The following is a 16,218-nucleotide window of genomic DNA, read 5'->3' on the forward strand; positions in this document are numbered from 1 at the left end:
ATTACAAGTGATTGTTCAATTGCTCGTAAATTAATAATTCATTGGTTGTAATCACCGTTTCACCTTCTTGTACACCTCCAGAAATATAGGTGTACTCTTTATTTTTGGTCAGCGGTGTAATTTGGCGAATTTCTTGATGACAAGCATCTGTGTATACCACAACATAGTTTTGATTGTTGTCGAAGATGATCGAATTGTTCGGAACGGCTAATGCATCTCCTTGGTTGTCATCAATCAAGAGGTGAATTTCTGCAGACATGCCAGGGCGCAATTTCATCTCGTTGTTATTTAATACAATACGCGCTTTCAGTACGCGTTCTTCTGCATCAAAAACCTGAGAAATATTCGATATTGTACCTTGAAATTTATCATCTGGATAAGCTAATGTACTTACTTGTACTTCTGCATGGAGGTTGACATAACGCATGGAGGTAGCATATACATTGGCTAAAATCCACACGTCACTTAAATTTGCAATGGTAAATAGCGGTTCGTCTGTATCGGTAAGGGTCATACCTGTTACAATACTTTTGGTAACAATATAACCATCTTGTGGAGCGATAATTTGGTAGATTCCCTCTTTATTTTGACCATTAAACATCGATAAATTGCTCTTAGCAGAACGGAGTTTACTTTCTAATACCTGAACATCTTCTTGTGCTTCTAGCAGTTCCTTTTGGGAGGAAATACCATCTTGATACATGGAAGAAACAGATTCTAATTCGCGCTTAGCAACCTTTAATTCAGCTTCTGTTGCTCGCAGTTCTGTTTTGAATTCATTGAGGTCTGTACTTCTAATCTCAGCGAGTAGTTGTCCTTTTTTGACAAAATCGCCCAGTGAAAATTTAGCACTAACGACAATACCTTCAACTAAGCTGTAAAAAGGAATGGTTTTATCTTGGTTGTATTCTACCGTTCCATTTAAACTCATGGTTCGCTGAATGGGGCGTTGTGTAACTTTAGCGAAATTCAAGCCTTTGCCAATTTCTTCTGGAATACAGTATGAATCTGGAGTTTGAGGTTCTTTTTCTTGTTGTTTGCAAGCTGATAAGGTTAGCGCAGCTAAAACAGCATAACCAATTGTATGTTTTGAGAATGTTTTGATTCTTTTCATATTAAATATCTTTTCCAATAGCGAATTGTAAATTTTCCACTTGTTCGTTTAATTCTTTTTTTGTTTCTAGTAGAATGTTTTTGTTTTCTACATACGCTTCGACAAAATCCAAATACTCAATCATACTGACGTTTTTCTTCTGAAAGTTTTTGACATAAGCGTCGAGTAAATGATCCAATTGAGTTTCGTAATCCGCATCGATCTGATCGTATAAATCTTTGGCTTGCATGTAGTTTCTCAGTGCTTCTATGATGTCGTTGGCAATTTCGTTTTGCTTGTTTTTTGCTTCTAATTCGGCAATTTGAACCCCGAGTTTCGCTTCTTTTATATTGCCCTTGTTGCGATCAAAGAGGGGAAGATCAAACGATAGTCCTAAACCGACAAAGTTGCGCATGATATTTCCTGCACGATCATAATCAACCGCTACAGTAAGGTTTGGGGTACGTTCTGCTTTTTCTATTTCTACTTGTTTTTTAGCCTGATTGATCAGGTTTTCGTTGAGTAAGACGTCCGGTCTGTTTTCTTGGGCGTGAATGATCCAATCTTCAATTTGCAATTCGCTAATCATTTTGATGGGTGCCTCTAGGTTATTGGTTATGTAAATGGGCGTGTTAGCACCAATATTGATGAAGTTTTTTAATTCCTTCATCGCCTCTTCTAAATCTTTGGAAAGATCAACTAATTCCTTTTTGAATTGGAGTTGAGCCGCTTTTAAACGGATATATTCACTTTGACTAATATTCCCTTGATTTAACTGATTTTTATATCCAGCAAGTAAGCGTTGGGTATTGTCGATTTGTTTTTGGTAAATTTCTTGTTGTTGTTGCAACATTTGAATATTCGTTAAGGTATTGCGCAAGGCAAGTTTAGATTCGCGTAAAACGATCTCAAAATCCGTTTGACGTTCTGCAATGGTCAATTTTTGTAGATCTATTCGCTTGCGTCTTTTTCCAGCCGTTTCTATTTCTTGTTCCAAATGCAACGAAATCTGTTGCGAAGTTCCCCAATTGCCAAAAATAAGGGGCTGTTCTTCTATGTCAGTTGTGCGCCAAAGGTTTATTTCTGAAATTTCAAAAGTGGGATTGGGCCAAAGGCGCGCTTGAATAAGCTGTGCTTCAGCCTGAGAAATTTCCAGTCTTTTGGCTAGTAAATCTAAATTTTGTTCCAGGAATATGCCTTCTATTTCTTGTTTACTCAATTTTATTGTTTGTCCTTTTTCTTGCGCTTGTAGCATACAAGTAGAAAAAACTAAAATGGATAGTGTTAGTATACGTTTAAACATTGTACTCATAATTTAAGGTTCAAAATTACATTTCTCATATTATAAGGGCTTTGGAGTCGCATTAATAGCATATTAAAACTAGATTAGAATTCGATTAGAATGCTGATATTCTCCTACGCTTATCCCGTATACAGACAAAACACATGCCATTATGAGGTGTTTTATTAAAATAACATATTGTTTTGTAAAAATATAGTTTTTTTAATAGTTTAATTGGGTTTTTGTTTATTTTTTGTTTTGAATATTAAGATAAAATAGGTGATTTTTATCTTGTGTCTAAATGAAGGGAAGGAGGATAGAGGTGAAGCACAAAAAAAGCCTATTACCGAGAGGGAATAGGCTTGTTCTACATTTTGATAAAATTGTCTTTGTTTTTTGTTGTTAGAAATAACGAGAGGAACTGGATACTTTCTTAGACAAGAAAATGTCGTATAACACCATAAACTCGTGAGAACCCTTGGCTACTTTGTTGATATCCGATGTGATGTAATCATATGCATAACCGACGCGAAGCTGTGGGGTAACGCGGTAGTTAATCATTCCTCCAACAGCGTCCTCTAAGCGGTAACTAACTCCTGCTTCAATCTTGTTCAGGTACATCACATTCATATTCAAATCAAAGGATACTGGTGAATTCATCGCGTATTTGATCATCGTTGAGGGTTTTAATTTCCAATCTTGATCCAAGTCAAAAACATATCCTCCGTTCAAATATAGGTGAATCTCGCGTTGACCAAAGTTCTTCCCATCGTAATTCAAATAGTATTCTTTTATCATGTTGGGTACCCCTAAACCGATAAAGTACTTATCCGTATAGTAGTACGCTCCAATTCCAGCATTGAATAAGGTCGATTTGCTGTCTTGACCAAATGCAGGGTCACCCGCGTCAATCGTATAGCCATTTCCAATATCAGAAAATAGATTGGCACTGTGGAACGTTGCGCCTGCCTTGATTCCCAAAGCTAACTTGTGAACTCCTCCTAACTCTAAAGTATAAGAGAAGTCTCCGTAAATGTTGTTCTCCGTAACCGGACCAATGCGATCATTGATGAAAGACAAACCTACACCCACTTTTTTTCCTACTCTACTGTTGATGAAAAAAGTTCCTGTTTCAGGTGCCCCATCAAAGCCGGCCCATTGCTTGCGGTACAATGCTCCCATTGAAACAGCATCCTTTGAGCCAGCGTAAGCAGGATTCACAACACTCATGTTGTACATATACTGCGTATACTGCGGATTCTGCTGCGCTTGCACCTCAAGACAACTAAGTAAACTCAGCACCCCTACTGTTAAATATAGTTTTTTCATATACGGTATATTTTTTAAAAGCAACTAGATGTAATCGTACACCTAGTTGCCTGTGTGTATTAATAATTAACTTGTACCCAACCTGTCAGGGTTTGCTGTGCTATTTCGATCACATAATAATAGGTTCCTGATGGTAATTGATTCCCCGATTTATTTTGACCCGTCCATTGCTTTTTATAACCTAAACCATGGGAGTAGACTTCACTTCCGTATCGATTAAATATCTTTAAACTCATTACCTCATAGTTAGAAAGATCAAAACTATCATTCACTTGATCACCGTTAGGAGATATTCCTTTTGGTATTAGACAATTAATTTCACCTTGTTGAATACGAATCGTTTCTTCTTCATAGCAACCGTCTTTTGTTTTGATATAAAGGGTGTATTCTCCTTCCGAGGATACTGTGATTTCTTTCGTATCAGCAGTAAAACCATTTGGACCAGTCCAATTGTATAGAGTTGTTTTTTCCTCTATTGTGTTTAACACATCGATAGCTTTCAATTGGTAACTTTCATTAGAGCAAGAGCCCGTGAAATCAATAGCCAAGCGATCGAAAATAGTTAGGGTAGTAGTATGACTACTATCACTACCACAGAAACCTTCTGGTGTTTTATACAAATAAGTAACCTCATATGTACCTGGTGAACTAAAAGCGACATCTATTGTTCCTGTATTTTCATTTAATACCAATTCACCCGCTTTATTGTGGTCAGTACTGTGAATAACTTGATAACTAAAGGTTCCTCCACTTGTAAAATTAGGGTCGGCAGTAATAGGTAGATCGTTATAATTATTGATACAAACTGGAGCATCATAAGAAAAATCGACCGTAGGCTTTGAATTCTCTCTTATTTTTAAATCAAGGGTGTAATACGTGGAACAACTCTCATTGTTAGTGCGATAAATAGCGATAAAAACAGTTTCATTTCCTGAGGATTTATAGGATTCACCAGGTTCAAATGCATTGGTTTTTGCTTCTAAATCTTCTAGAGAATGATAGTATTTTACCTTTAAAGTTTCTGATTCAGGATGTTCAATTAGCGCTTGTTCAATGACTGAATTAATATCGAATAAAGCATATCCTACCTCTTCTAAATCACATAAAAAGATCTGTTTTGGTAAGTTAAGTTCGATTTCTTCATAGAATTGAATAAAAACTTCATCTTCAGGGTTTTCCTCACAGACATCTTTTGTCACTTTGACACGGTATCTTCCTGTTTCAGAAACAATTAATTTGTTGGTATTAAACACGGTGGGGTCTAACAGTTGATTGTCTTTAAACCAAGTGTATTCTATTTCTTCTGTAGACCCAACAGTAGAAATTACAGCTGTAATTTCGTATGAATTGGTTCCAGGACACAAATATTGATCTTCTCCTAAGTCTAGTTCACATAAAAAATCACAATCGGTTGAACCTGCATTTTCTTCTCCAATGTTTTTTTGAACTAATTTGATAAAGCCTGGGATTCCGCGGAAATTAGTAATGAGAACCGCGTAAATTTGCCCTTGCTGCGCGTTGCGTATGGTGAAAGTTTCCGTGCTATTTCTAGAATAACTACAATCGGTGATGTTGCCATACGGGTAAAAAGTAGGGTTGTTTGTGTTATTTTCACAGTTTACATTTAATGGACAAGGCTCTAATTTTGATTCTATACACGCTTGTTCTAGGTTGTCGTAAGGACCAAAGGCTACAAAATCTACATCTATTCCTCTGCCCGTTGGATTGCCATTCGCATCAAAAGATTCACTTTGTATAATATCAAAGACGAGATCACCAGGTTGGTCTATTTTTAAGAAATACCAAATTGGGTATGGAACGGAGTTTAAACAAGCAATTTCAAAATTTTCACCATAAGGAAATTCTTCCACACCGCTGTTGGTATTGGTGTTCGGGAAAATTATACCTTCACTGCCAGCACAGAATGGAGCTGCGTCAAGAATATTGATACTGTTTGTTGTGCTAATTAATTTTTTCCAAGCACTTTTATTGTCGGCATCACAAACGTTTCGTACATAGAAATAGTAAGTAGTGTCTACAGTAAGTCCTGTAAAAGAATAGTTAGGTTGATCTACGAGAATGATGTTATCAGCATTGGGTTCAGGAAGGTTGGTCGTTTCTAGGGCAACTTCCCATTGGTTTATCCCTTGTTGAGAATCCCAGCCATAGTTAATGCGGTCTGCAGCAACGCAAGCGTTTACCCCTGTAACCCTTAGACAGCTTGAAATACTCAATTGGATGTTATCGATGGCAGCAGGAGGTTGAGTTCCTCTACTAGCATTATTCCTCCATTCAAAGACAATTCGAATGGTTGTACCTGCGTAAGGGAGTAAGTCAATTTGCGTTTGTTGGGTTATAAATGAATTTTGTAGAGCGTAAGTATCGCCTAGTTGTAAACGATTTGAACCTGGTATTATTTGCTGACCTAATCGAGGATTATAGCTATGTGGTACAATCCAGACTTTAAAGTAATCTTGAATTCTTTCTCCAGTGGCAAGCCAATCGAATTTAAAGGTACCTTCAATGGCAGTTTGAGGGATTACAATATCGCGATAGGCATGTGTTACAGCAGGTTGAAGAATATCATAGCTGTGCGTTTGTCCTTCATCTTTTGAAACATACAAAGACTGGGTTCCACCATTGTGGATGGCAGTACCGATGGTCCATTTGTTCACCGCATTGCTGATAATGGTCCAATTATTATCTCCTTCAAAACCCTCCTGAAAAGGTGTCGTTGCAGGGGCTTGATCTGTTTGTCCTAAAATAGGAATCCACGTACTTTTATTTGTATTACTACAACGCGTTCGTATCCAAATATAGTAAACGGTATTCGGTTGTAACCCTTCGATTGTATATGGAATGTTTGTTGTTTGTACACTACCTGTACTGTTAGTACCAGGACGTGTATTTGTTGTGCTATAAAAGATTTCATATGTAGATTGACTGGTAGCCGGTGTCCAACTAACAGTTAGACTAGATTCTCCCGTAGCGGTAATACTTAAATCACGAGGTGCAGCACATTCAAGAATAGAAACCTCAAGATTGTCTATTGCTGCAGGAGGGTTGTTTCCATTGCGACTATCTTGACTCCATTCAAATACTAAACGCATATTTTGACCCGCAAAAATAGCAGCATTTTCCATGGTAATATAGGCATGCGTAAAGCTAGCGCTATTATTATATTCGCTTTGACCCAGTCGAATTCTATTGGTAGTAGCAGTAATTTGACTTCCACCTACTGGAGTAAAGTCAGCTGGAACTGCCCAAACTCTAAAAAAATCGTATCTGCGGATAGAATAACCTTCACCTAAACATCTCCAGTCAAAGTAAATCGCTAAATTAGTTGTACCTGCTGGAATAATAAGGTCTTGATAGGCATGAGTGACTTGAGTACCCGAGAGGTCATATATATTGCTAATTCCATTGTCATTACTGATATACATTGACTTATTCCCTCCATTGTTTATAGCATTTCCTACAGTCCATTTATTTACTGTCGTATTTGAATAGCCAAAATCAATATCACCTTCAAAATCCTCAGAATAGGGTAAAGATTTTGGTGTTCTGTCGGTAGTGAATGTGGGGATGGTTAATGGTCTTAAAGAATTAGACGAAGTTGGATGCGGATCTTTTTCCTTCCCTATAACAATCTGTTGTCCAAAAAGAAACAAAGAAAATAATAGAGAATAAAAACATACTTTGATGTTGTTCATGTTAGTTAGATTACTGTTTGTTAGTTTTCAAATATATGTTTTTTTGTAAAAAAAATTAACAAGTTGAGAGGTGTGCTTCTTGTCTAAAATCATTTTTCTGTGATTTTTTGGTATTTTTTTTATGGTTTTGGTCTAAAAACAGTATAGATATCATCTGTTTTGATTAATTATGGGGTAATTGTTGTTAATGAAAATAGGGAATGACTCAGAATCTCGTTTTTTTCATAAATTAAAGTAAAAATGTGTTTTCTTGTTTTTTTTGTTTGGTTTTAGACCTTAAAAAGGTTTGAATAGGTAGGCTTAATGTTTTATTTTTGATAATAATGCGGAAACTATAAATAAAAAAGCCCCTATCACTAAAAGCGATAAGGACTTTTAAAAAAAACTAACTAAAACTATTTTAAAATTACAAACTCACTGCGTCTGTTGATGGCGTGGTCTTCTTCGGTGCAGTTCGCTTTACAATCAATCTTCGGTACACTTGGTCCGTAGCCTTGTGATTCTAAACGATAGCCTTCAATGCCTTTTGACAACACATATTGAACCGTCGTTTTCGCGCGATTCTCAGACAACTTCTGGTTGTACGTCGCGCTTCCGCGATTGTCCGTATGAGAACCTACCTTGATGCGCATCTGTGGATTGCGCTTCATTACTTTTACCAATTTATCCAACTCCAAAGCACCTTGTTGGGTGATGTTGAATCGGTCAAATTCAAAATAAACCTCTCCTAGGATGATCTCGTCTTTGGTCACGAGTACTTCAATAGGTCTCAAGCCAACCTGAACTAATTGACGACCTCCTTTGCGGTTCAATGGAACCTCTACCGACTTCCCTTCAAAGTCATCCATGTCTACCTGTAAGTGGTAAAATTTACCACAATCTACAACGTATTCCACAATTCCACGCTGATCTGCAAACTTCGTCTCAACTAAGTTCTTGCGATCGTCGTAAATATCTACGCGAGCTCCTGGTAAAAGCTGTCCGGTATCCTTGTGTGTTACCGTCACATACATCTCCGTATTACAAACTGGTTTGGCTTTGTAAATATCATCGCGACCAATGCGGTTCGTTGAGAAGAATCCAATGTCTTTACCGGGGTAAAAAGAAAAGGCGAAATCGTCTTTGGCCGTATTGATCGGCGATCCTAAATTCTTCGGTTCTGCTTGGGGAATGGCCAAGTCTACTACGTAAACGTCCAATCCTCCAAACCCTTTGCGGGAATCAGAAGCAAAGTACAACTTGCCCTCTTCGGAGATAAAAGGAAACGATTCGCGTCCTTCTGTATTGATTTGGCTACCCATATTCACGGGTGTTCCATAGTTACCCTCTTCATCGATATCCACTTTCCAGATATCTGTGCTACCCATGGTGCCTGGCATATCAGATGAAAAGTACAACGTACGTCCATCTTTGCTCACACTTGGGTTACTTACCGAGTAATCGCTGCCATTGAACGGTACAGGTTCGAAATCCGTCCATTTACCCTTTTTCTTCGTAGCTCTAAATACGCTAACCTTACCAAGCTTTACCAACTTAGCTTTGTTCTTGGTAAACTTTCCGGCGCGGAAACTCTCCGTAGCAAAGTACATCGTCTGACCATCTCCTGTTACTGTAGCTGGTCCATCGTGATACTTCGTGTTCAACTCCGATACGGGTTCTACATCATACAACGGATCTTCAGCGTTTTTGTATTTCGCTTGAAAGATATCTAAATACCCTTGGTTGTCCCAGCCGTATTTGTTCTTAGACTTATTGCCTTTGCGCGTAGAGGCAAAATAAAGCGTATCTCCTACCGTTAAAAAGGCGCCAAAATCATTCCCTTGACGGTCGTTGATTCCAGACTCTTCAAAGGTAAAAAGCTCCTCTTGTGCGCGTAAGCGAGGAATATAATCCGGCTCACGCATAAAGGCGATAGCGCGTTGGTCCTCGGGATTGCGCTCTGAGAATTTACGCATTGCCGCATTGGACGAATCATAACGTCCACTAGCTTTTAACATCTGTGCGTAGCGATAGTACAACTCAGAATCTAAATCTGGGTTCTTTTCTAAAGCTTTGCCATAGTATTTTGCTGCCTCGACCGTATTAAACACATTGTAATAACAATCCGCTAATTGTAAATAAATATAATTATCTGTCTTCGCCCCGCGGATTAACTTCTGATAAACCTTTGCTGCATCTACAAACTCGTAGTGCTTGTAATGCTCATCTGCAATCTCTAAAGGAGTTTTTATTGGCTCTTGGGCACTAACATTTTGAGTGAATAAAAATCCACCCAATAACAGTGCTAAATAAACCTTTCTTATTTTCATGCTGTACTTTTTATTCGATTAGAAATAACGAGAGGAACTGGATACTTTCTTAGACAAGAAAATGTCGTATAACACTATAAACTCGTGAGAACCCTTGGCTACTTTGTTGATATCCGATGTGATGTAATCATATGCATAACCGACGCGAAGCTGTGGGGTAACGCGGTAGTTAATCATTCCTCCAACAGCGTCCTCTAAGCGGTAACTAACTCCTGCTTCAATCTTGTTCAGGTACATCACATTCATATTCAAATCAAAGGATACTGGTGAATTCATCGCGTATTTGATCATCGTTGAGGGTTTTAATTTCCAATCTTGATCCAAGTCAAAGACATATCCTCCGTTCAAATACAGGTGAATCTCGCGTTGACCAAAGTTCTTCCCATCGTAATTCAAATAGTATTCTTTTATCATGTTGGGCACCCCTAATCCGATAAAGTATTTATCCGTATAGTAGTACGCTCCAATTCCAGCATTGAATAAGGTCGATTTGCTGTCTTGACCAAATGCAGGGTCACCCGCGTCAATCGTATAACCATCGCCAATATCAGAAAATAGATTGGCACTGTGGAACGTTGCGCCTGCCTTGATTCCCAAAGCTAACTTGTGAACTCCTCCTAACTCTAAAGTATAAGAGAAATCTCCGTAAATGTTGTTCTCCGTAACCGGACCGATGCGATCATTGATAAAAGACAAACCTACACCCACTTTTTTTCCTACTCTACTGTTGATGAAAAAAGTTCCCGTTTCAGGTGCCCCATCAAAGCCGGCCCATTGCTTGCGGTACAATGCTCCCATTGAAACAGCATCCTTTGAGCCAGCATAAGCAGGATTTACAACACTCATGTTGTACATATACTGCGTATACTGCGGATTCTGCTGCGCTTGCACCTCAAGACAACTAAGTAAACTCAGCATCCCTACTGTTAAATATATTCTTTTCATATACGATTTAAATTTTGATCTAGTTAAAGCCAACTGTGTGTTTTTACACACAGTTGACTATGCTTTTAATAATTAATTTGCACCCAACCTGTACGTTGTTTTCCATGAGAAATAAGGATATAATAATAAGTTCCAGCTGGTAATTTATTGCCTGATTTATCTTGTCCCATCCATTGCTTTTTATAACCTAAACCATGAGAATAAACCTCAATTCCATTGCGGTTGAAAATTTGGATTTTTGCAATTCCATGGTTACTCAAATCAAATGAATCATTTAATCCATCTCCATTTGGTGAAATTCCCTTTGGAATGTTGCAGTTTTCAAAGTTTATAGTAAAACTAGTTTCATCATAACAAAATGCCTGTTTAGTTCCATTTTGTGCATAAATATAGAGTGTCGTAGGCTCTATTATTTCCTTTCCAGGAAATAATTCCTCCCCTTGTCCATTGGGAAGTGTAAAATATTTATTTCCTTCTGAGAGCTCAGGTAGGATGAAAAAATCATCACAATTGATAAATTGATTTTCAATTGTATTTGCTGTGATTGTAGGGTACAGTGTAATGTTAAAGGATGTTTCTGCCTCACAACCTTGTTGATTTTTTTTGTAAATGTACAAGGTTGATTTTCCAGTAATATCATAAGTAGTGCCTGCTTGATAAGACTTACCTTGTCCGCTTGTTTGCGTAAAGTAACCTTCTCCTTCTTTTAAATTAGGGAGAACGATTTGTTCACAAGCCGTTATGTCAGATAGTGCAGTTATGGATAATGCAGGAATGCGAATAGCTTCAAAAGATTTCACTTGAAAACAAGAAGTAATAATATGGTTTAATTTAACATAGAATCGTTGATTTGCTTGTAAAGGGATACTGCCTTTGACTATTTGCGTCAAATCTTCATCTTTGTAAAATTCAATTGTAAAGGCTTCGGGGTTAAAATTGGTTAAGTGAGAGAGAACATGGTTTCGTAAGGTTTCAACTTCAATATGCGTTGATTTCCCTTTACTGTTACATAAGTGTAAATCGGATATATCCTCTAAATTAAAATCCTGTTTAAGAAAGTTAAAAACGCGTTCAATAACCAATTCGTTTCCTTCACAAGCTTTGTAAATCGCTTTAGCAGTGTAATTGGTTGATTCAGTTATTTCAACGTTGATGACTTCTTCTTCTGCATAAATTTCTCCATTTTTATACCATTTAAAGTCAACAGCAACTTCACCGTTGGGGGTAAAACGCCAAGCTTCATTGGTGGCTGTCCAGGCTCCTGTATTTCGATAAATAGTATCATTAGGGTACATTCCAGGATAATGAGCTCGAGTCCCATCTTCATTTTGTATGCCTAATAAACCACGACTACCATTGTGTGCTCCCCAACCTAAATCCTCAGCGATTGGTCTGTTTTTTACGTAAACCTCGATAATATTGGTTCCTTCGTATAAGACAATTTGTGAAGTTTGGGTACTTCCTTCAATATCACTAGGGTTATAGGAATTAAAGAACAAGCCCATGTGGTAGATATTGAATACAAGTGCGCGACAAGGAAAGGTACCTAATACTTGGTAGTTTACCGAATAGTCTTCAGGAGAATAATTAGGTGCCAAATCTTGCATAACTCCGAATATAGTATTGACAAAGGGACCTCGATTTCCTTCTGGATTAAAAGGAATATTTTGATTAAATGACCAAGGAGTGTGGCTTTCTGGTGCATAACGACCATTTTCTACTTCTCCTGCAATACTAAAAGTTATCATGCCATTTGCTCCGATTAAGACCTTATCATACGTATTGCCATAGAAGCAAAAGTTAAAACCTAGGTCTATGGTTGGAGACCAATAATCATCTTGTGTTAAATCAATCAAATCGCCACCAAAGAAAGGAAATGGAGGAGCGTAATCAATCGATTCAACTACATAATCATCTGTTGTTTTGATGGGAGTATAACGGGCTTCAAGCTGTTTGGTTACAGGGCCTTGTTCACAAATAATGTATGTATTGTTTTCTGACACAGGCATATCCGAAATTCCACCTTCTAAATCCACACACATCGGTGGAATAAAATAGGAGAATTTAGCAGGGCCTGTCCAAAGTGAGGCGTTTGTTTCACCCTCGCAAATTGCACGGATATAGTATTCAAAGTACTGACCTGCTTCTACATTTTCGAGCAGTAATGTGGGAGTATGTTCAACGATAATCCCTCTTGTTGTGCCTGTAGGAGCAGGAGCACCTTGTTCAATGGTATAAACTTCCCATTTTGTTTCGCCTCCTTGAGGAGTCCAGGTTAATCTAACATTTTCCGTATGTCGTACACGGTTTGCTTGCAGGTTTTTAACACTTAAGCAAGTAGAAGCTTGTACATTAAAATTATCAATAGCAGCAGGAGTTTGAACCCCCTGTTTATCGTCATTTATCCATTCGAATACTAGGCGAATTGTTTGGCCTTGAAATTCCTGAACATCTAATGTTGTGTGGGTAGTTTCCCATCCAGTTGAATTTACATGAAGGGTTCTACCTACTGTCGCAATGATGCTATTGTTTTCTATTTTACTATTTGATTGTGGTATTGAATCGATAGGGATTTGTAAAAGTCTAAAATAGTCTTTGGGATTATTTCTTGAAATTTCACCTTTGTTTTTCCAATCATAACTGATGGTCAGTTCTGCCACATCTGTTGGTATAACAATATCTCTATAAATATGTGCAACAGCTGCTTTTTCTACATGATATTCGTTGGTGATACCTTCATTGGAAGAAATGTAAATAGCATGACGACTGTTATTTGCCGTTGCATTGCCTTTGTACCATTGGTTAATTGCTTTTATATCCGTGCTCCAATTTAGTCGAGCTTCAAAGCCATCATTCAACGGCAAGGTTGCGGGTTGTTGTTGTGTGATAAAATTTCCCCCTTCTATCCAGAAACTCTTGTTAGTATTCGAACAAGAGGAGCGTACCCAGACATAATAACGGGTGTTTGATTCTAAATTTGTTACCCTATAAGGGTTGGTTATTTGAGAATGTGTTGCAGCAGTATTGTCTGCGGGTGGAGTAGGCGAGGTAGAGATATATAGGTCATAAAGATCAATGTCCGTTGCGTTTGTCCAGGAAAGCGAAACAGTTTCTTGTGTGATTGTTGAATGTTGTACGTTGTCTGGTCTTGCGCAATGTGTAGCTTTAATCTTGAGGTTGTCTATTGCAGCAGGAGGCTGAATACCATTTCGATGATTGTTTACCCATTCAAAAATTAAACGTAGGTTTTGACCAGCTAACGATTGTATATTTCGCAGTAATTCGGCAGATTGAAAATCTGATGAATTTGAAAAAGCATTGGCGTCTAATTGAATAAATTCACTAGTAAGTGGCTGTATTTTGCGTCCTTTTGTTGGGGTGAAAGAGGTAGGTGTTAACCAAACAGTAAAGAAGTCTGTTTCCCTTTCTCCCATATTTCTCCAATCAAAGGTTACTAATAGATCTTGTACTGTAGCAGGAACAATAAAATCTTTATAGAGATGAGAAGCTTGTTTGATTGTAGTTGCATAAGAATTATAATCTTCACTATATCCTGTAATATACAAAGCGTTATTACCACCGTGATTGACTACATTGCCTATGGTCCATTTGTTGATGGAATCGTTGATGATGCCGTAATCCTGTGTGTTTTCAAAGTTGTCAATAAAAGGTAAGACTACCGGAATCATTGGAGTACGTAGGTGATTTGGCCCTTGCCAATCAGAAACAATAGACTGACCTGCTGAAGTTATACAGCTTGTTCGAACATAATATTCAAAAGCTGTATTTGGAGTCAAATGTTCAATGTTGTATTTAGGCTCGCTACAGTTTATTCCACTTGTTGTAGGAATACCAGTATTTAGAGGTTGAATTACGATTTCCCAATGCTCTGCATGTGGAGTCGTGTCCCATTGAATGAAGGACGATGTTACACTAAATGAAGTAGGAGGGGAACACAGGGGAATATCTTCAATAATTACGTTAGTAATCATAATTTCTTTTCCTTCTGTATCTTGCTGTGGAACGTGCCAGCCAATATGGACTGCGCCAGAGTATAAATTGCCTTGAGGATCGCGTAGTTCAATTACATCCTCTCTAAAATCCGTATTGTTGTATAAACGAGAAGCAACAAGGGTATGAGTGAAGTTAGTCGGATTAGTCCCTGCCGTAGCTAGCTTAACTGACATTGCATTGGGTAAATTAGCATCCGTTACTTTGTAGGTGTATTTCAGCCGTTGGTTTCCATTTAAGTTAATTTGTGGAGAAATCAACCAATCGTCGTTAGCTCCCTCAGTTCCCAATGTATACAATGAAACAACATCCGTTGTAATGCGTTCATCTTCCTCATTTCTTGTGTGATCTTGTTTGAATAACCAGCTGCGATTATCTTCATTTTGATTGGTAATTGTCCAGCAAGTTCGCGTAGTAGAGGTAGGGGAAAAGGTTTCTACAAATGGAAATTGCGTTACGGGTCTACAGGGAATCGCATCTATTTTTAAATTTCGAATAGCAGCGGGTCTCATAGGCCAACCTACTATACCGTTGGTCCATTCAAACACAAATTTAATCTCTTCACCTGCTAAATCTCCTAAGTTAATAGTTAGATTTTCATGCAAGAGATTCCAATTTGAAACATAGCGATTGTTATTTAAATTAATACCCCCGCTATTTGCTACCGTAATCGCTTGATCTGCTTGAGGGGTGTACGAACTAGGAACAATCCAAACACGCATATAATCCATCGGTTCCTCGATCATTAACATCCAATCTGTGTCAACATATCCTTCGCAGAACCAATCAAAGCTTACTGTGATATCGTTTATGTTAGCGGGTAATTGGATTGTTTTATATACGTGTGAAACTGCTCTGGTTTCACGCGTATATGAAAATTGGCCTTCAATATTACTAAGGTATAAGCCGTGATTAGGTTCATTTTCAGCGCGTAATGCACTCGGAAAACCTACCCACCATTTATTGGTATGCGAATTAGCAAATTCCCATCCAACAGCATTGTTTTCAAAGGTTTCGTGTACTATGATATTAGGTAAGTTCCTTGTCGTATTTGGGGGAGGTTCAATTTCTGTAGATTCATCTATAGGAGTAATGGAGGGGATAAATAAATTTGAAAAGGTTTCAGAGAATACTACACTTGGTATTGTTAATGCAGCAACAATAAGCCAAGTACCAATCCGTTTGGGGTACTTCATAATAAATACAATTGATTTAATTTATAACTGGTCTAAATTAAATTAAATTATCTGTATGTTATTTTAGGTGTAGTTGTGTAATTGGTACGATATTTTAGAAATAAAAAATAGTAGTATTTTTATTCTTCAGAATGCTTGAATTTTATCCTTATTAGGATAGGAAACTGTAGGAATAATAAAGAAATGTTAAGTAGTGTTATTTAACATTGTCTTGTGTTTTGTGTGTGTACTGTACAAGAATAGCTTTATACTTCAACTTTGGCTGAAATGTAACTGCATGTATCTTTTGTATTCAGTAGGATATATAGGGCATTAGGCGTGATTGTTGTGTTGTGAGGAA

Annotated in this window: 7 protein-coding genes; all 7 read right to left on the reverse strand. The window is 37.7% G+C overall.

All coding sequences use genetic code 11. The features are described from left to right. Position 1: 1 nt before the first annotated feature. The 7 genes from FBR08_RS11865 to FBR08_RS11895 all read right to left on the reverse strand — a co-directional run bounded on the left by FBR08_RS11865 (position 2) and on the right by FBR08_RS11895 (position 15,878). Positions 2–1,114, reverse strand: coding sequence for an efflux RND transporter periplasmic adaptor subunit (locus FBR08_RS11865; protein ID WP_158962905.1), 1,113 nt, complete (start codon positions 1,112–1,114; stop codon positions 2–4). A gap of 1 nt (position 1,115) precedes the next feature. After that, positions 1,116–2,396: a TolC family protein gene (locus FBR08_RS11870; protein ID WP_158962906.1), complete on the reverse strand. Its 1,281-nt coding sequence runs from the start codon at positions 2,394–2,396 to the stop codon at positions 1,116–1,118. 381 nt (positions 2,397–2,777) lie between these two features. Continuing rightward, complete coding sequence (locus tag FBR08_RS11875) at positions 2,778–3,704, reverse strand: PorP/SprF family type IX secretion system membrane protein (RefSeq protein ID WP_158962907.1); 927 nt, start codon at positions 3,702–3,704, stop codon at positions 2,778–2,780. Positions 3,705–3,763: 59 nt separating this feature from the next. Continuing rightward, positions 3,764–7,417 carry a T9SS type B sorting domain-containing protein gene (locus FBR08_RS11880; RefSeq protein ID WP_158962908.1) on the reverse strand — a complete coding sequence of 1,218 codons (3,654 nt, stop codon included), beginning with the start codon at positions 7,415–7,417 and terminating at the stop codon, positions 3,764–3,766. Positions 7,418–7,812: 395 nt separating this feature from the next. Then, complete coding sequence (locus FBR08_RS11885; RefSeq protein WP_158961933.1) at positions 7,813–9,726, reverse strand: OmpA family protein; 1,914 nt, start codon at positions 9,724–9,726, stop codon at positions 7,813–7,815. A gap of 18 nt (positions 9,727–9,744) precedes the next feature. Then, positions 9,745–10,671, reverse strand: coding sequence for a PorP/SprF family type IX secretion system membrane protein (locus FBR08_RS11890; RefSeq protein WP_158962909.1), 927 nt, complete (start codon positions 10,669–10,671; stop codon positions 9,745–9,747). 65 nt (positions 10,672–10,736) lie between these two features. After that, the gene (locus FBR08_RS11895; protein WP_158962910.1) at positions 10,737–15,878 is read right to left on the reverse strand and encodes a T9SS type B sorting domain-containing protein; all 5,142 of its coding nucleotides are present in this window, start codon (positions 15,876–15,878) and stop codon (positions 10,737–10,739) included. Positions 15,879–16,218 lie beyond the last annotated feature (340 nt).

The sequence above is a fragment of the Myroides fluvii genome (assembly GCF_009792295.1).
Classification (GTDB): domain Bacteria; phylum Bacteroidota; class Bacteroidia; order Flavobacteriales; family Flavobacteriaceae; genus Flavobacterium; species Flavobacterium fluvii_A.